Raw genomic sequence first — 16,851 nt, 5'->3', positions numbered from 1 at the left:
GCGGGCCACCCGCCGTGGCCGACGCGTCCGACGCCCTGCTCGACCGGCTGACGCGGCTGCATCCCAAGGTCATCGACCTGTCGCTGGACCGGCTGCGGGTGCTGCTGGCCGATCTCGGCAACCCCGAACGCAGCATTGCGCCGGTGATCCACATCGCCGGCACGAACGGCAAGGGGTCCACCCAGGCGATGATCCGGGCCGGGCTGGAAGCGGCGGGGCTGCGCGTGAACGCCTATACCTCGCCGCATCTGGCGCGGTTCAACGAACGCATCCGCCTGCCGGACGGCGACATTTCCGACGCCGACCTCGCCGCCGCGCTGGCCGAGGTCGAGCGGGTGAACGCGGACCGCCCCATCACCTTCTTCGAGGTCACGACCGCCGCCGCCTTTCTGGCATTTTCCCGCGTCCAGGCGGATTTCACGCTGCTGGAGGTGGGCCTGGGCGGGCGGCTGGACGCAACCAACGTGATCGACGCGCCGCGCCTGACGGTCATCACCCCGGTCAGCATCGACCACACCCAGTATCTCGGCGACACGCTGGCGAAGATCGCCGCCGAAAAGGCCGGGATCCTGAAGCGCGGCGTGCCCTGCGTGGTCGCGCGCCAGCGGGATGACGCGATGCAGGTGATCGAACTTGCCGCCGCCCGGCTCGGCGCCCGCCTGTCGGCGGAGGGCCAGCACTGGACCGCCGCGCGCGAAGGGGAGGCGCTGGTGTTTCAGGACGAACGCGGGCTGGTGGACGTGCCCCTGCCCGTGTTGCCCGGCCCGCACCAGATCGACAACGCCGGCACCGCCATCGCCGCGCTGCGCGAGCTTGGCTTCGGCCAGGCCGAGGCGGCGGCGGCCACGACCCGCGCGGTCTGGCCCGCGCGGATGCAGCGGCTGGCGCGCGGGCCGCTGGTCGATGCGGCAGCGGCGCATGGCTGCGAGCTGTGGCTGGACGGCGGCCACAACCCGGCGGGGGGCGAGGCGGTGGCCGCGACACTGGCCGCGATGGGACCGAAGCCCACGCATCTCGTCTGCGGGATGCTGAACACCAAGGACGTGGTGGGCTACATGCGCCCGCTGGCCTACGTCGCAACCAGCCTGACGGCGGTGTCGATCCCGGGGGAACGGAACACCCTGCCCGCAAGCGAGACCGCGATGGCCGCGGCAAGCGCGGGCCTGCCGGCCAGCACCGCCGACGACGTGGCGGCGGCCGTCGCCGGCATCGCGGCCGCCGATCCCGGCGCGCGGATCCTGATCTGCGGGTCGCTGTATCTTGCCGGGCGGGTGCTGCGGGACAACGGCTGAGGGTTCGGGCCTGCGTTCAGGCGGTGGCTTCCGCAGCCTCGGTCCTGCCCCATGTCGCCGCGCGCATCTCGCGCAGGCGGCTCGCCGTGCGCTCGAACTCGAAGCTGCCGGTCCCGGCCGGGTACAGCCGCTCGGGCTCGTCGGCGGCGCTGGCGAACAGGCGCACCTTCGCCTCGTAAAGCGCATCGACCAGCGTGACGAACCGCTTGGCCCGGTCAAAGTTCTGCGCCCCCAGACGCGGCACCCCGTCGATCATCAGCACGTCCACCGCCTCGGCCACCGCAAGGTAGTCCGCCGGTCCGAGCGGCCTGCCGCAGAGATCGTCGAACGACGCCCGCGCGACCCGCCCGCAGGACTGCGGCAGTTCCACCGTGCGCCCGTTGACGCCCAGCCGCAGCGGCACCGGCGCGGCGCAGTCGGTCAGGTCGTCCCAGGCCGCGTCCATCGCGCGCGTGGCCAGCGCGTCCAGCGGCGCGAACCACACCTGTTCGCCCCCCGCGCGCCCCTGCCGGAAGTCGCGGTCGCTGTCGAGCTTGACCACGTCCAGCCGCTGCCGGATCAGGGCGATGAAGGGCAGGAACAGCTGCCGGTTCAGCCCGTCCTTGTAGAGGTCCTCGGGCACCCGGTTCGAGGTCGTGACGACCGTCACGCCCGCATCGAACAGCAGCTGGAACAGCCGCCCCACGATCATCGCGTCGGCGATGTCGGTGATCTGCATCTCGTCAAAGCAGAAAAGCCGCGTTTCCGCCGCGATCCGTTCGGCCACCGGCCGCACCACGTCCTGCGCGCCGGTCTTGCGCGCGGCCGCCAGCCCCGCCTGCACGTCCTGCATGAACTCGTGGAAATGGACCCGGCGCTTGGCGGCGATGGGGGCCGCCTGCACGGTCAGGTCCATCAGCATCGACTTGCCGCGCCCGACCCCGCCCCACAGGTACAGCCCGCGCGGACCCTGCGGCGCGGGGGCGGCCTGCGCGCCGAACATCCGGCCGAACCAGCCCCCGCCGCCTTGCGCGCGCGGCGCGGGGGTTTGCGCCAGACCCCGCACGATCGCGTCGAGTGCGGGCAGGACGCGGCGCTGCGCAGCGTCGTCCCGGACGCGCCCGTCGCGGACGCCGGCGTCGTAAAGGGCGGTGACGGGTGCTTTGACTGACATGACCGATCCCGTGCCAAAAGCGGGCGTGCGGGGCAAGGGGGTGCGCAGCGTCAGGCCGCAATCCCTTGCGAGAACTGAAGCCGCGCCAGCCGGGCATACAGCCCGCCCTGTTCGATCAGCGCGTCATGCGTGCCCTGCTGCACGATGCGGCCGTGGTCCATGACCACGATCCGGTCGGCGTTCTTCACCGTCGAAAGCCGGTGCGCGATGACGATGGTGGTGCGCCCGCGCGCAAGCCGCTCGACCGCTTCCTGCACCAGATGCTCGGATTCGGAATCGAGTGCGCTGGTCGCCTCGTCCAGCAGCAGGATCGGCGCGTCGCGCAGAATTGCGCGGGCGATGGCGATGCGCTGGCGCTGCCCGCCAGACAGAAGGACCCCGCGCTCGCCCAGGTCGCTGTCGTAGCCGTCGGGCAGCGCGCGCAGGAAATCGTCGGCGCGCGCAGCCTTGGCGGCGGCCACGATTTCCTCGTCCGTGGCGTCGGGACGGCCGAAGCGGATGTTGTCGCGCGCGGTGGTGCCGAAGATCACCGGGTCCTGTGGGACCAGGGCGATGGCGCGGCGGAAATCGCCCCGCGCCATCCGGCGCAGGTCCACGCCGTCGATGGCGATCGCGCCCGCGTCGGGATCGCGGAAACGCTGGACCAGCTGGATCACGGTCGTCTTGCCCGCGCCCGACGGGCCGACCAGCGCCACCGTCTCGCCCGGCTCGATCACCAGGTCAATGTCGTCAAGCGCGGCCGCGTCCGGGCGCGAGGGATAGCGGAAGGACACGCCCCGGAACTCGATCCGGCCCGCGACCGGCTGCGGCAGCGGCACGGGGTCGGCGGGGTCGCGGATCGTGTCCTCGGTCGCCAGCAGCTCGCCCAGCCGCTCGGTCGCGCCGGCGGCGCGCTGCAATTCGCCCCACACCTCGGACAGGGCGCCGACGGAACCCGCGACCATGATCGAGTAGATGACGAACTGGACCAGCTCGCCCACCGTCATCAGCCCCGCCCGGACATCGCGGGCGCCGATCCACAGGACCCCGGTCACGCCCGCGAAGATCAGAAAGATCACCAGCGCCGTCATCACCGCGCGGGTGTTGATCCGGGTGCGGGCAGAGCTGAACGACCGCTCGGTCACGTCCGCGAACCCGGCCCGCGTCAGCGTCTCGTGGGTAAAGGCCTGCACGGTCTGCGCGGCCAGCAGGCTTTCGGACGCGGTGCCGGACGAGCTGGCGATCCAGTCCTGGTTCTCGCGCGCCAGCACCCGCAGGCGGCGGCCCAGCAGGAAGATCGGCGCGACGACCACGGGAACCAGCAGCAGCAGCAACCCCGTCAGCTTGGCCGAGGTCAGAAGCAGCATCACCAGCCCACCCAGCGCGACCAGCACCTGCCGCAGCGCCAGCGACACCGACGAGCCGATCACCGACAGGATCAACGTGGTGTCGGTGGTGATGCGGCTGATGATCTCGCCCGTCATCACCTTTTCGAAAAAGCCCGGCGACAGCCCGATCACGCGGTCGAACACCGCCTTGCGGATGTCGGCCACCACCCGCTCGCCCAGCCGCGTCACCAGCGCGTAGCGCAGCGCCGTGCCCACTGCGAGCAGCAGGGTGATCCCGATCGCGGCCAGGAAATACTTGTCGAGAAGCTGCGCCCCCTGATCGAAGCCGTCCACGATCCGGCGCACCGCGACCGGCAGGACCAGGCTGATCGACGCGGTGACGACCAGCGCCACCAGCGCCGCCGCCATCAGCGCGCGGTAGGGTTTCAGGAACGGCCACAGCGCCGACAAGGCGCCGACTCGCTTCGTCGCGGGGCGGTCGGCGCCGACGCGGACGGCAGGCCCGACCGATCCGCCCGCGCCACGATCGGCCGCCCGGCGGGTCGGGGTTGAGGTGGGGCCCTGCGCCATGTCTTCTCCCTCGTGCTGCGCGGCATCTAGTGCCCGGGCGGGGCCACGGCAACCCGCGCGCGCTGCGTCATCGTGGCGCGTGATCGTGACGCGTGACCGTGGCGCGTGATCGTGGCGCCGGGCGCGGCGGCCGCGTCAGTCCTTGCCTTCATCCCTCGCGAGCTTCAGAACGATGTCCCATTCCCCGGCCGTCACCGGCTGCACCGACAGGCGGGAGTTCTTGACCAGCACCATCTCGGCCAGCCTTGGGTCCTCCTTGATCCGCGCCAGCGTGACGGGGGCGGGCAGCGGCTCGACCGCCTTCAGGTCCACGCATTCCCATTTCGGGTCATCGGCGGTCGAATCCGGGTGCGCCTCGGCGATCACCTCGACGATGCCCACGACCTCTTTCCCGATGTTGGAATGGTAGAAGAAGCCGCGGTCGCCGATCTTCATCTCGCGCATGATGTTGCGGGCCTGAAACGAGCGCACGCCGTTCCATTCCTCGCCCTTCGCGCCCTTGGCGACGAGGTCGTCCCAGCCGAACACGTCGGGTTCCGACTTGAAAAGCCAGCGTTTCATCCGATGACCTTCCGCCATTCGATCACCTCGACCGATGCGAACAGCCCCGCCGCCGTGTAGGGATCGGTCGCGACCCAGGCGTTCGCGGCCTCGATGTCGTCCGCCTCGATCACCAGAAGCGAGCCGCGCATCTCGCCGTCCTCGACCAGCGGACCGGCCAGTCGCACCGGGCCCGCCTTGAGCCAATCGACATGGGCCGGGCGGGTGTCCAGGCGGGTCTGAAGCGCGCCGGGATTGTCCCGGCAGATCACGGCGAACAGGGGCATCATTCCTCCTTCAAGGGGCGGGCGAGCAGGGCTTCCATGGCTTCTTCCACGCCGCGCCGCCCTTCGGCAAGCGCCGCGACCTGGGTCGAGATCGGCATCTCGATGCCCTTTCGCGCCGCGAGTGCCACGACCGCGCGGGCGGTGGCCGCCCCCTCGACCGTGATCCCCGCGCCGAACGGCTCGCCCCGGCCCAAGGACAGGCCGAAGCGGAAGTTGCGCGACAGGTCCGAGGTGGTTGTCAGGATCAGGTCGCCGAGGCCGGAGAGGCCCGCGAGCGTGTCGGCCTGCGCGCCCATGCTGACAGCAAGGCGGGTCATCTCGGCAAAGCCGCGCGTCACGATCGCCGCGCGGGCGCTGTCGCCGAAGCCTGCGCCGATCGCGGCGCCGGCGGCGATGGCGATGACGTTCTTCAGCGCCCCGCCAAGCTCGGCCCCTGCCACGTCCTCGGTCCGGTAAAGCCGCAGGGCGGGGGTGGAAAGCGCGTGCTGCAGGCGACGGCCGGTCGCGGCGTCGGCGCAGGCGAGCGTCAGCGCCGTGGGCAGGCCGCGGGCGATGTCGGCGGCGAAGCTGGGGCCGGTCAGGACGGCCGGGGTGGCGGCGGGACAGGCCTGCGCGATCAGCCCGACGGGCGAGCGGCCGGTGGCAAGGTCGATGCCCTTGGCGCAGCTGACGACGGCGCGGCCGTCCAGCGCGGCCGCGTGTTCCGCTACGAACGCCGCCAGCGCCTGCGCCGGGATCGCCAGAAGGACGACGGGGGCGAGCGCGGCGTCCAGATCGTCGGTCGCCGTCACCGCATCGGGCAGCGTCACGCCCGGCAGGCGCGGGTTCTCGCGCCCGAAGCCCACGTCGCGGCCCCACAGCGCGACCGGCCCGTTCGCCGACAGCGCGACCGCAAGCGCGGTGCCGAACGCGCCCGCGCCAAGGACAGCTATCCCGCTCATGCCCCGGCCCCGCTCATGCCTTCGCCCCGCGCTTGCCCGCGCCCAGCATCGGCGCGGCGCGTCTGTCCAGCGGCCAGCGCGGGCGGGCGGCAAGGTCCATGCCGTCGCGGTGGCCAAGGCGGAACCGCTCGATCCCCGCCCAGGCGATCATCGCGCCGTTGTCTGTGCAAAGCGCCAGCGGCGGGGCGACAAAGGCGACCCCCGCCGCGCGCGCGACCGCATCCAGCGCCGCGCGGATCGTGGCGTTGGCCGCGACCCCGCCCGCGACGGCGAGCGTCGGCACGGGGTGGGCGGCGAGCGCGCGCCGGGTCTTTTCGGACAGCACGTCCGCAACCGCCCGCTGGAACGCCGCGCAGATGTCGGCGCGGTCGGCCCGGCGCAGGCCGCCATGCGCCGCCACCGCCGCGTCGCGGGCGCGCAGCACTGCCGTCTTCAGGCCGGAAAAGCTCATGTCGAAGCCGGGGCGATCCAGCAACGGACGCGGCAGCGGCACGCGCGAGGGGTCGCCCGACGCCGCCTCGACCTCGACCGCGGGCCCGCCGGGCTGGCCGAGGCCCAGGATCTTCGCGACCTTGTCGAACGCCTCGCCGGGCGCGTCGTCGATGGTGCCGCCAAGCCGGGTGAAATCGTCGGGCCCGTCCACCCGCAGGAACTGGCAGTGGCCGCCGGATACCAGCAGCATGAGGTACGGAAACGCGACCCCGTCGGTCAGCCGGGGCGTCAGCGCGTGCCCGGCAAGGTGGTTCACGCCCACCAGCGGCAGCCCGGTCCCGGCGGCGATCCCCTTGGCCAGCATCACCCCCGCCATGACCCCGCCGATCAGCCCCGGCCCCGCCGTGACCGCAATCCCGTCAAGGTCGGGCAGCGCCACGCCCGCCTCTGCCAGCGCCTGTTCGACGCACAGGTCCAGACGCTCGGCATGGGCGCGGGCGGCGATTTCCGGCACCACGCCGCCGAAATCCGCATGCAGCGCCGACTGGCCCGCGACGACCGACGACAGGATCAGGGCCGCGCCGTCGCCCGCGCGCACGATGGCGGCGGCGCTGTCGTCGCAACTGCTTTCGATGCCCAGAAAGGTCAGCGTCATTCTTGTGCCGTCACGGGAAGGGGCCTAAGGCAGGCGTGGGTTATCACCGGAAGCGCCCGCGCACCATGCCCGACACCCCCGCCACGTTCCCGCAACCGGGCGACCGCCCCGCCGTCCTCGTCACCCGCCCGCAGCCGGGCGCGGACAGGCTCGCCGCCGTGCTGCGGGGGCACGGGCTTCAAGTGCTGGTCGCTCCGCTGATGCGGGTGGTCGCGGTCGCGCACGACGAGGCCGCGCTGGCGGCCGCAAGGGGGCTCGTCTTCACCTCGGCCCACGCGATCGCCGCCGCCGGGCCCGGCTTGGGGCGACCCGCCATCTGCGTGGGACCGGCGACGGCCGAGGCCGCGCGCCGCGCCGGGTTCGACGTGACATCGGGGCCGGGCGACGCGGCCGGGCTGATGCCGCTGCTGCGCGGCCTTGGCGGCGGCTGGCTGCATCCGCGCGGCGTCCATGTCGCGGCCGAGCTGCCGGTGCCCGGGATCGTGGTCTACGACCAGCAGGCGCAGCCGCTTGGCGATGCGGCGCGCGCGCTGCTGGACCTCGCCGGGCCGGTGATCGTGCCCGTGATGTCGCCCCGGTCGGCGCGGATCGCCGCCGACGCGACCCGAAGCGCCCGCGCCCCCTTGATGATCGCCGCGATCAGCCGCGCGGCGGCGGACGCTTGGACCACCGGGGCCGCCGCCCGCGCCATCGCCGCGACCCCCGATGAACCCGGCGTCACGGCGGCGATCCTGTCGCTTGCGGGCTGAAACTTCCGCGATCGCCGTGGGTTGAGCGTCGGTGCTGGCCGTCATAGGTTCGGGTCCGAAACGACAGGCCACAGCGCAAGCCCGACACCGGCCGCGACCATGCCTGACCGGACCGGCGCCGCCGCTCCGCCATCCTTGAAGCCTTGGGACGACCACGATGACCCCTGAGACCCCTGACAGCCCCGACCGCGACGCCGATGGCCGCGACGAGACCCGGATCGCCGAAGGCGGGAACATGGACATCAAGGGTGATGGGGACCCCGCCCGCTCGGGGCGGCAGGCGGCATCGCCGCCGGTCCTGACGCTGCGTGACCTGGACGCAGCCGGCGCCCGCCATGCCCCGGGCGGCGCGGACGCGGATGCGCCCGCCCTGCCCCCGATCGGATCGAGCCTGGTCGGTGACGGCGACGACGGCTTGCCTCCGGCTGCGCGCAAGACGGATGCCGGCCTCGCGGCAAGCGGACCCTCCGATCCCGACAGCGCGCGGCTGAGCGATGCCGAGATGGCGGACGCGTTCGAGGGTGAGCGCGACGACAGGTTCCGCGCCGACGCGGCCGGGCGGCTGGACGAACCCTCCGCCCCCCCGTCCGACGCTGGGCGTGCCGAGCCTGCCCGGGCGTTCGAGCCTGCGACCGTTTCTTCCCTGCCCGCCTCCCCCATGCCCGTCTCCCCCATGCCCGCCGCCGTGCGGCCCGCGCCCAAGGCGCGACGCTCTGGCGGGTTCGGCGGTCTGGTCCTCGGCGGGGTGATCGCCGCCGCGCTGGGCGCCGGCGCGGCCTGGTGGGCGCTGCCGCGCCTGCCCGCCGCGTGGCAGCCCGGACCGCCTGCGCCGGTCGTGGACGCCGCCGCGCTCAGCGCCGACCTGCAGGCCCGGACGCAGGCCACGGTGGACGCCGCGCTCGCGAACGTCCGCACCGATGCCGCCGCCGCGGCCATCGCCGCCGCGCAGGGCGAACTTTCCGCCCAGGCCGAAGGGATCGCCGCGCGCGCGGCCGAAGCCGCGACCGCCGCCGCCGACCCCGCCGTCCGCTCGGCCCTGGCCGCGATGCCCACGCCCGAGTTGGGGCAGGAAACCGTGCAGTCGCTGTCGCAGGCCGCCGCCGCAGCAGGTGCCGAGGCCGGTGCCGAGGCCGCGCGCCGCATCATCGCGGAATCGCCCGCGTCGGACACGCCCGCGAACCTGAATGCGACGCTCTCGGCGCAGGCGTCGCAGATCGCCGCGCTGGGGCAAGCCGTGGACGACCTGCGCGCCGCCCTGCCCGCTGATCTGGCGCAGCGTCTGGACAGCCAGAAAGCCGCGCTGGACGAGCTGTCGGCGCGCCCCACCATCGACCCTGAAACCGCGCAGCGCGTGCAGCAGGTCGCAGACAGCGTGGCCCAGGCGCAGGCGCAACTGCGGCAGGCGACCGAAGCCGCGACGGCGGAACTGGCCCGCGTCCGGGCCGAGGCCGCGGCGCTGAAGGACGCATCCGCCGAAGCGGCGCGCCGCGCCCGCACGGCCGCCGCCGCCGCGACGCTGTCGTCGGCCCTGACGACCGGACAGCCGGGCGCGACGGGTGGCCGCGACGCGGCGGTGGCGCAGCTGGAACAGGCGGGCGTCGCCGTGCCGCAGGCGCTGACGGCAGAGATCGTGCCCCTGGACCAGTTGCAGGCCAGCTTCGCGGACGCGGCGCGGGCCGGGCTTGGCGCCTCGCTTGGCGCGGGCGACACCGGCGGCAGCGCCCTTGGCAACTTCCTTCGCGCGCAAACCGGCGCCCGCTCGGTCGAGCCGCGCGAGGGCGGCGACCCCGACGCGATCCTGTCGCGGGCCGATGCGGCGGTCGCGCGCGGCGACATCGCCGCCGCCCTGACCGAGATCGACGGCCTGCCCGAACCCGGCCGGGCGGCGATGAAGGGCTGGACCGACCAGGCCCGTGCGTGGCAGGCAGCGAGCGGCGCGGTCGCCGGGCTGACCGCCCCCGCCGCAACGGCGGCGAGCCCGACTTCCCCCGCCGCGCCGCAAACCACCCCGCCCGCGCCTGCATCCGCACCGGCGCCCGCGCCCGTCTCGAACTGAGGAACGCCGACATGCTGCTATCGCTTCTGAAGATCCTGTTCTTCTTCAGCGTCGTGCTGGCGGCGGCGCTGGGGGCGATGCACCTGGCCGAGACCGACCGGGTCCTGCGGATCGTCTTTGACGGCGTCGAATACACGCTGCGCCCGTTGCAGGCGCTGGCGCTGGCGCTGCTTGTCGTGATCGCGGGCTGGATCATCGTGCAGCTGCTGCGCTTTGCCATCGCCTTCGTGCGCTTCGTGGCGGGCGACGAGACCGCGATCGACCGCTATTTCGCGCGCCGCCGCGAGCGCAAGGGCTATCACGCCTTGGCCGAGGGGATGCTGGCCGTGGCGTCGGGCGAAGGCAGGCTGGCGCAGGAACAGGCGCGCAAGGCCGCGAAATACCTGCACCAGCCCCACATCACCAACCTTCTGTCGGCGCAGGCGGCCGAGGTCGCGGGCGACGCGCGGGCGGCCGAGGACGCCTATCGCACGATGCTGGCCGACGACCGCACCCGGTTCCCGGCCGTGCGCGGCCTGATGCAGCAGCGGCTGGCGCTGGGGGATACGGCGACCGCGCTGGCGCTGGCGCAAAAGGCCTATGCGCTGCGCCCCGGACATACGGAAGTGCAGGACACGCTGCTGACGCTGCAAACCCGCGAGCATGACTGGAAGGGCGCGCGCGCCGTCCTCAAGGACAAGCGCAAGCAGGGCGCGCTGCCGCAGGACGTCCACATGCGCCGCGACGCGGTTCTGGCGCTGCAGGAAGCGCGCGAGGTGCTGGCCGAAGGCAATTCGATCAGCGCGCGCGAGGCGGCGATCAGCGCGAACCGCGCCTCGCCCGACCTGGTGCCCGCCTCGGTGCTGGCGGCGCGCAGCTATATCGCCCGGCGCGACACCCGCAACGCGACCCGCGTGCTGCAAAAGACCTGGTCGGTGCAGCCGCACCCCTCGATCGCAGCCGCCTATGCCGAGATCGTCCCGGACGAGACGCCCGCACAGCGCCTGCGCCGGTTCGAGGACCTGATCCGGCAGGCCCCCGGGCACGAGGAATCGCGCCTGCTGCAGGCCGAGCTGATGCTTTCGGCCGAGGATTTCCCGGGCGCGCGCCGCGCGCTCGGCGATCTGGCGCAGACGCACCCGACGGTGCGGTCGCTGTCGATCATGGCCGCGATCGAGCGCGGCGAAGGGGCCGAGGACAGCGTGGTCCGCGCCTGGCTCGCCCGCGCGCTGACCGCGAGCCGCGGCCCGCAATGGGTCTGCGACAGGTGCCAGAACGTGATGGCGGACTGGTCGCCGGTCTGCGACAGCTGCGGCGGCTTCGACACGCTCAGCTGGCGCGAGCCGCCGGCCGACCTGCGCATGGCCTCGACAGGCACGGCGGCGACGCTGCTGCCGCTGCTGGTCGGGCACGAACCGGCGCGCGGCGACACGGCGGCGCGCCACGCGCATGACCATGACCACGACCATGCGCATGACATCCCCGGCATGGTCGGCGACGAACCCGACCCGCGCCCGCGTCTGCGCGAGGCCGCGCCCGCGCCCGCCCTGCACGCGCCGATCACCCTGACCACGCCCGTCGCGCACACCGCGCCCGGCATCGTGCCGCGCGAAAGCGACTACGAGCCGTCGATCACGGTGACCGATCCCGAACTCGTCGCGCCGCCCGCCAGCGAGCCGCGGATCGCCCCGGAAATCGCCCAGACCGCGCCGCTGCACGAACATCAGGCGGCACCGGCCGCGCGCGACGTCAATGACCGCGACCCGGTCGTCGTCGAAATCCGGCAGGTCGAACCTTTCGTTCGGCCCGACGTCGAACCGTTCGATCAATCCGAGGCGGTCAGACGCGACTGACCCCTTTTCTTGGCCGGGGTTAGCTGCTAAGCCCCGCCGCACGCCGCAGTAGCTCAGCTGGTAGAGCACATCATTCGTAATGATGGGGTCGGGGGTTCGAGTCCCTTCTGCGGCACCACAATCCTGAAAATGCGACTGTCGTTAGCCGACTGCTGAGGCGGTCGTCTCAGATCCGCCGGACTGGCGGAGGTGTCCGCCGCCGGCGGTCTGAGGCTATCAGCGGCGACCGGACCGCCTGCCGCGCAAGGCGACCGCCGCAAGCACCACGATCCCGATGACGGCGATGCCGATCACGGGCCAGTTCCGCGCCGGCCAGTTCGCCGCGATGACGCCGATCAGCGCCCAGCCGACCGCCAGCGGATAAGACCAGACGTCCGAGCGTCGCATCTGAACCAGCAGCGCGACGACCAGCAGCACCGGCAGCATGACCAGCGCCGCCGCCTGCGGTGACAGCACGTCATGGCCGCTCAGCACGACCCCGATCGCGACGCCGGTGGCGGCGGTCAACCAGCCCGCGTAAAGACCGACCGGAAGCGACTGCCACAGCCGGTCCGTGCTGCCGGACCGCAGCATCGCCGCGATCGCGGCCGAGGCCATCACGACGATCATCCCCGTCGCAACCGGCGGCGACCAGTTGGCGGCGGCGATCCAGAAAACGCCGACGCCAAGGCTCAGCGCCAGCGGCCCCCGCATCGGCCGCCAGTCGGGCGACCGCGCCGCGCGAACCGCGCCAAAGGCGCTGCCCGCGATCAGCCACAGATAGATGACCCCCCAGATCGAGAAGGCCCACCCGACCGGCTGCACCGGCCAGAAGGCGTTCACGACCGGAAACTGCTCGCGGGTGAAACCGTTGAAACCGTCGCTCGCCAGCGGCGACAGGGCGAAGGCGATGGCCAGCAGCAGGATCAGGATGGGCAAGGCACCCACGCGCGCGCCCTGGTCCAGCCCGGCGCGTTCGTGCTTCGCGGTCACAGCTGCACGCGGGCCTGCTTGTCGTTGTAGTCCTCTTTGGGGTCGATCCCCAGCAGCGACTTCACGCCCGCGGCGATGCTGCTGCCGTCCAGCCAGATCTCGGCGTTCTCGGCGTCCAGCCGCAGAAGCCGCACCTTGGGGTCGTCCATACCGCCCTCGAACCAGGCGGCGGCACCGGGGTTCCACAGCCGCTCGATCGTCTGGCGGTCATCCGTCACGCTGAGCCGCCCCTGGATCGAGGCGTAAAGCTGCCCCTTGGCCGACAGCGTCGCGCTCGCCCGCCCGCCGCCCGCGGCCGCGTCCACGATGGCGCTGTCGGAGGATGCGAAGAACCAGATCGGGCTGCGCTCCTCGTCCACGACGGCGGCCATGGGGCGGGCAAAGCCGTCTTCCAGGCCGTCGAGACCCAGCATGACGATGCCGTGGTCCTTGAGCGCGTTCCAGAACTTCGTTTCGATTTCGGCGGTGTCGGTCATGTCGGTTCTCCGTTGCTGGAAACAGAACGGCTGCCGGGCGGATCGGTTGCATTCGGGGCATCTTCGCCGCACGATCCCGGCGACAAGCGGGCCGAGGTCGTGCTAAGCACCGGCGGCGCGCGTGCAACCTTCGGCGCATCACGGAACCACGATGAACTTTGCCGCCCCGTCGCATCTCGTCCGCAAGGCGTTTGGCCGTGCTCGCGAACTGCCCGACGCGGCCGCCGAGGTCGTGGTCGTCTGCCCGGCCGAGACGGCCGAGCGGCCGGCCGCGTTCCACCTGCCCGGCCAGATCGACCGCGTCCGCGGGTACCACTCGATGAGCGATCCGGCCGCGGAACTGCGTCGGATCACCGCGGGCGAGGTCCTGCACGCGGCGACCCACGCGTTCCGGTTCGACGATGCGGTGCTGGCGGGGGGCAGCCTCTATGCGGGCGGCACCCGGTACCAAATGACGATGGACCGCCCGCCGCGCCTGCCGCGCGCGGTGCGGGCCCGGACCGAGGTCGCGGCGCTGGTCGGCACGCCGGTCAGCGACATCTTCTTCGGCCATTACGTCCTGGACGATGCCGCCACTTCCTTGATGGCGCGGGACTTCGCCCCCGCGCACGAGGTCGAAAGCCGGCACCGCGCCGGCTGGCCCCACGCCCACGACTATCGCCGGATGACGGGCCTGACGATGCCGGCGCTGGGGGACACGCGGCTGGGGACCGCCTGGGTGTTCGAGGATCACGGCATGAACGCCGACCGCCGCCGGCGGCTGCAGGACGTGCGGCACAGGCTTGCGCGTTCGCTGGCCACCCCCGCGTCCGAAGAAAGGCACGGGGTATTCCTGCTTCGCGGCACCTCGGGCCAGGCGCTGCGGTTGCTTGATAACGAGGCCGAGATTGCCGAGACGCTGGCCGCGCGCGGCTTCACGATCGTGGACCCCATGGCCGCGACCGCCACCGAGATCGCGACGCGGCTGTCGGGCGCGGGCGTGGTGGTGTCGGTCGAGGGCAGCGCGCTGGCGCACGCGATTCTGGCGATGAGCGGGTCGGGCGCGCTGATCACGATCCAGCCGCCCTACCGCTTCAACCACGTGCTCAAGGATTTCACCGACGCGCTGGGGATCCGTTACGGTTTCGTCGTGGCCGAGGGCGGGCGCGAGCGGTTCCGGGTCGATCCGGACGACGTTCTGCGAACGGTCGATCTGGCCGACGTCTGAATTGCCAGCAAAGGGGGCCGGGGCGCGCGCGACGCGCCCCGGCCCCAAGCCGCGTTTCCCGTCAGCGCGCCGACAGAAGCTCGGGCACGGACAGCAGGATGAACTCATTGTCGGCCGCGCGCCCGATCTCGCGCCCGCCCGAATAGGGCAGGTTGTTGTCGTTGGCGACAAGGATGTGGGTGTCGTCCACGCGCGCCACGTCCTCGATGGTGAAGAACGGGAAGGCGAGCGTCCCATCCTCGCGCGCGGTGCCGGGCAGCGCGCGGCCTTCGGGATCGGCGATGGCCAGCAGGTCGATCTGGCCGATCCGGCGCAGGGTGCCGTCCGCATCGGTCTGGGCGGTGTCGATCAGGACGATGTTCTTGACCCGCGCGGGCTGCGGATAGCAGGCCGACTTGTCGGCGGCCCCCTCGGCACAGGCGCGGGCGGCATCGCCCTCGCCGTTGTCACGCTCGATCACCAGCGCGCGCGTGTCGTCGATGAAGTTGAAGTCACCGATCGCGGTCGCGCCGTCGGACAGGCGGAAGCGGTGGACATCTCCGGTCCAGTCGGCCCGCGCGGTGTCGAAGGTCATCACCTGAAGTCCGTCCGCGCCGGGCTGCCCGTCGGGGCCCAGCAGCGGCTTTTCCAGCATCGCCCACAGAAGGTTCGTGCCGGGCTGAAGCGCCATCCCCTCGTACCCGCCGGAACGCTGGACGGTGAAGTCCTTGCCGGGCTGCGCGGGCACGACGGTGCCGGGGGTGTCGGGGCCGGTCAGCGGCTTGCCGTCCGCCATCGTCTGGTGGACCGACAGCACCCGGCCGTCCAGCGCGATCCTGAGGATCGAGGGCCCGAACTCTTCCCCGATCCAGATCTCGCCATCCAGGAACTGGATGCTTTCGGGATCGAAGTCGGCGCCGGTCAGGTAGCGGGCGTCCGTCCCCTCGTTCGCGATGCGGAACGGGACCTTGTGGTCGGGGTCGCGCAGGAACACCGTTTCCTCGCGCGCGACGGTGCCCGCGTCGAAGTCGGGTTTCATGCGGTGGAAGAACAGCATCGCGTCGGGGCTGTTGATCTTCGACCCGAAGCCGTTGTCGGTCAGCGCGTACCAGCTGCCGTCCCCGGCCCGGTTCATGGCGAGGCCCGACATCCCCTGCACCGGCTGGCCGATGAAGGGCAGCGAGACGCCGGTCTTGTGGGCGCCGTAGGCGGGGCCCACGTCGCCTTCGACCGACATCGGCTTGTCGTTGCGGGCCTTGCCGGTGAACTTGCCCGAGACCCACAGATCGCGCGGCGCGTCCGCCGGCGGCGCGATAAGGGACAAGGCGGGAAGCTTCGCGTGGCCCGCGAGGGTCGCCGGGAAAACCCTTGTATCGGTCGGGGCGGCGGTGCCGGCCGATGCGGCGGATTGCGGGGCAGATTGTGGCGCGGGTGCGGCGGGTGCCGCCGGCGCGGGCGCGGGAACCGGAGCTGCGGTTTGCGCGCCCACCGCATGCGCCAGGGCGCAGCTGGCGAGGATCGCGATCGCGGATGTGCGGGAAAGGGTGAAACGCATGGGGCGGCCTTTGATACCTGTCATCGTCGCCGGTGCTACCGGCGATGGCTGACAGGAATGCGACGGACAGGCGGCGGAAACATGTCCGTCGGCGGCGGCTGCGGTTTATCAGCCGCGTCGCTCAGCGCGGCGCGGCGTAGACCGCGGCCCAGAACCTCGTCTTGCCGTCCGCGCCGATCGCCTGACCGATGCCCACGTGACGGACCTGCGGGATCACGATGTTGGCCAGATGCCCGGACGAGGCGTTCCATTCCGCCAGCACGCGGGTCAGGTCGAAATGCCCCGCCGCGATGTTTTCCGCCGTGATCGTCGGCGCATATCCCAGCGCCTTCACGCGGGGCGCGGGCCCGGGCGTCGCGCTGCCGATATGCGTCATCCGCCCGCGCTGCGCCATGTCGCAGGCGTGGCGCGCCGCGGCCTCGGCCAGGCGGCTGTCGGCCGCCACGGGCGCAAGGCCGGACGCCGACCGCATCCGGTTCGTGGACTCGACCGCCGCGGCGTTCTGGCCCGGCGTCGTGGCAAGGCAGGTCGCCTTGCCGGGCGCGAGCAGCTGCATCGCGTGGGGATCGTCGCCGTGCGCGGACGGCGCGGGCGTGCAGCCCGTCAGCGCAACCGCGCCAAGGACGCATGCGCCCAGCATTCCTGAAAGCTTCATCATCTGTCCCGTTTTTCGACCGTCGGCTTCTACCGGTGTTCTACCGCGGACGGAACCCGCTACTCAATCTCTGGTTGTCGGGCTTTTGATGCGTCTTGCTGACGCTGCGTCCCCGGCGGCCTCGCGCGCAGGTTTCGGACGCGAAAGCTTGATGACGGTCCCGCTTTCGGAC

The 16,851-nt window shown here is 72.4% G+C and carries 15 protein-coding genes and 1 tRNA gene; 6 read left to right on the top strand and 10 right to left on the bottom strand.

Annotation, left to right across the window (positions count from 1 at the left end; genetic code table 11):
* The first annotated feature begins 14 nt into the window (after window positions 1-14).
* Window positions 15-1,292, top strand: a complete 1,278-nt coding sequence (locus tag FNF32_RS14495; protein WP_246087857.1) for a bifunctional folylpolyglutamate synthase/dihydrofolate synthase — start codon at window positions 15-17, stop codon at window positions 1,290-1,292.
* A gap of 16 nt (window positions 1,293-1,308) precedes the next feature.
* Here the strand turns inward: FNF32_RS14495 and zapE are convergent, their stop codons facing one another.
* From zapE to tsaD, 6 genes are all read right to left on the bottom strand, one after another.
* Window positions 1,309-2,445, bottom strand: coding sequence for a cell division protein ZapE (gene zapE, locus FNF32_RS14490; protein WP_131674528.1), 1,137 nt, complete (start codon window positions 2,443-2,445; stop codon window positions 1,309-1,311).
* A gap of 50 nt (window positions 2,446-2,495) precedes the next feature.
* A complete protein-coding gene (locus tag FNF32_RS14485) occupies window positions 2,496-4,343 on the bottom strand; it encodes an ABC transporter transmembrane domain-containing protein (RefSeq protein ID WP_131674529.1) in 1,848 nt (615 codons plus the stop codon).
* A gap of 135 nt (window positions 4,344-4,478) precedes the next feature.
* Complete coding sequence (locus tag FNF32_RS14480) at window positions 4,479-4,904, bottom strand: EVE domain-containing protein (protein ID WP_131674530.1); 426 nt, start codon at window positions 4,902-4,904, stop codon at window positions 4,479-4,481.
* Window positions 4,901-5,170, bottom strand: a complete 270-nt coding sequence (locus FNF32_RS14475; protein ID WP_131674531.1) for a YciI family protein — start codon at window positions 5,168-5,170, stop codon at window positions 4,901-4,903. The genes FNF32_RS14480 and FNF32_RS14475 overlap by 4 nt, the downstream gene beginning before the upstream one ends.
* Window positions 5,170-6,111, bottom strand: coding sequence for an NAD(P)H-dependent glycerol-3-phosphate dehydrogenase (locus tag FNF32_RS14470; RefSeq protein WP_131674532.1), 942 nt, complete (start codon window positions 6,109-6,111; stop codon window positions 5,170-5,172). Before FNF32_RS14470 ends, FNF32_RS14475 begins: the two co-directional genes overlap by 1 nt.
* A 13-nt stretch (window positions 6,112-6,124) precedes the next feature.
* Complete coding sequence (tsaD, locus tag FNF32_RS14465; RefSeq protein WP_131674533.1) at window positions 6,125-7,198, bottom strand: tRNA (adenosine(37)-N6)-threonylcarbamoyltransferase complex transferase subunit TsaD; 1,074 nt, start codon at window positions 7,196-7,198, stop codon at window positions 6,125-6,127.
* Window positions 7,199-7,263: 65 nt separating this feature from the next.
* Here tsaD and FNF32_RS14460 point away from each other — a divergent pair, with 65 nt between their 5' ends.
* The 4 genes from FNF32_RS14460 (at window position 7,264) to FNF32_RS14445 (ending at window position 11,953) form a co-directional block, all read left to right on the top strand.
* Window positions 7,264-7,947 carry a uroporphyrinogen-III synthase gene (locus FNF32_RS14460; RefSeq protein WP_131674537.1) on the top strand — a complete coding sequence of 228 codons (684 nt, stop codon included), beginning with the start codon at window positions 7,264-7,266 and terminating at the stop codon, window positions 7,945-7,947.
* 157 nt (window positions 7,948-8,104) lie between these two features.
* On the top strand, window positions 8,105-10,003 hold the full coding sequence (locus tag FNF32_RS14455; RefSeq protein WP_143796702.1) for a hypothetical protein: 1,899 nt from the start codon (window positions 8,105-8,107) through the stop codon (window positions 10,001-10,003).
* Window positions 10,004-10,014: 11 nt separating this feature from the next.
* The gene (locus FNF32_RS14450; protein ID WP_131674834.1) at window positions 10,015-11,835 is read left to right on the top strand and encodes a heme biosynthesis protein HemY; all 1,821 of its coding nucleotides are present in this window, start codon (window positions 10,015-10,017) and stop codon (window positions 11,833-11,835) included.
* A gap of 42 nt (window positions 11,836-11,877) precedes the next feature.
* A tRNA-Thr gene (locus FNF32_RS14445) sits at window positions 11,878-11,953 on the top strand.
* A gap of 98 nt (window positions 11,954-12,051) precedes the next feature.
* Here FNF32_RS14445 and FNF32_RS14440 read toward each other — a convergent pair.
* Both FNF32_RS14440 and FNF32_RS14435 read right to left on the bottom strand, forming a co-directional pair.
* Complete coding sequence (locus FNF32_RS14440; RefSeq protein WP_246087856.1) at window positions 12,052-12,807, bottom strand: hypothetical protein; 756 nt, start codon at window positions 12,805-12,807, stop codon at window positions 12,052-12,054.
* On the bottom strand, window positions 12,804-13,283 hold the full coding sequence (locus FNF32_RS14435; protein ID WP_131674816.1) for a pyridoxamine 5'-phosphate oxidase family protein: 480 nt from the start codon (window positions 13,281-13,283) through the stop codon (window positions 12,804-12,806). The genes FNF32_RS14440 and FNF32_RS14435 overlap by 4 nt, the downstream gene beginning before the upstream one ends.
* Window positions 13,284-13,434: 151 nt before the next feature.
* Between FNF32_RS14435 and FNF32_RS14430 the strand changes: the two genes are divergently transcribed.
* The gene (locus tag FNF32_RS14430) at window positions 13,435-14,490 is read left to right on the top strand and encodes a glycosyltransferase 61 family protein (RefSeq protein WP_131674817.1); all 1,056 of its coding nucleotides are present in this window, start codon (window positions 13,435-13,437) and stop codon (window positions 14,488-14,490) included.
* Between the two features lie 61 nt (window positions 14,491-14,551).
* On the opposite strand, the gene FNF32_RS14425 is transcribed toward FNF32_RS14430, so the two are convergent.
* Complete coding sequence (locus FNF32_RS14425; RefSeq protein WP_131674818.1) at window positions 14,552-16,024, bottom strand: esterase-like activity of phytase family protein; 1,473 nt, start codon at window positions 16,022-16,024, stop codon at window positions 14,552-14,554.
* A 121-nt stretch (window positions 16,025-16,145) separates the two neighbouring features.
* Window positions 16,146-16,679, bottom strand: coding sequence for a CAP domain-containing protein (locus FNF32_RS14420; protein WP_246087855.1), 534 nt, complete (start codon window positions 16,677-16,679; stop codon window positions 16,146-16,148).
* Window positions 16,680-16,851 lie beyond the last annotated feature (172 nt).

The organism is Paracoccus marinus, from assembly GCF_007018965.1.
In the GTDB taxonomy this organism is placed as follows: Bacteria; Pseudomonadota; Alphaproteobacteria; order Rhodobacterales; family Rhodobacteraceae; genus Paracoccus; species Paracoccus marinus.
Note: the sequence above shows the minus strand (reverse complement) of the source record. Positions and strands in the feature narration are given on the sequence as shown.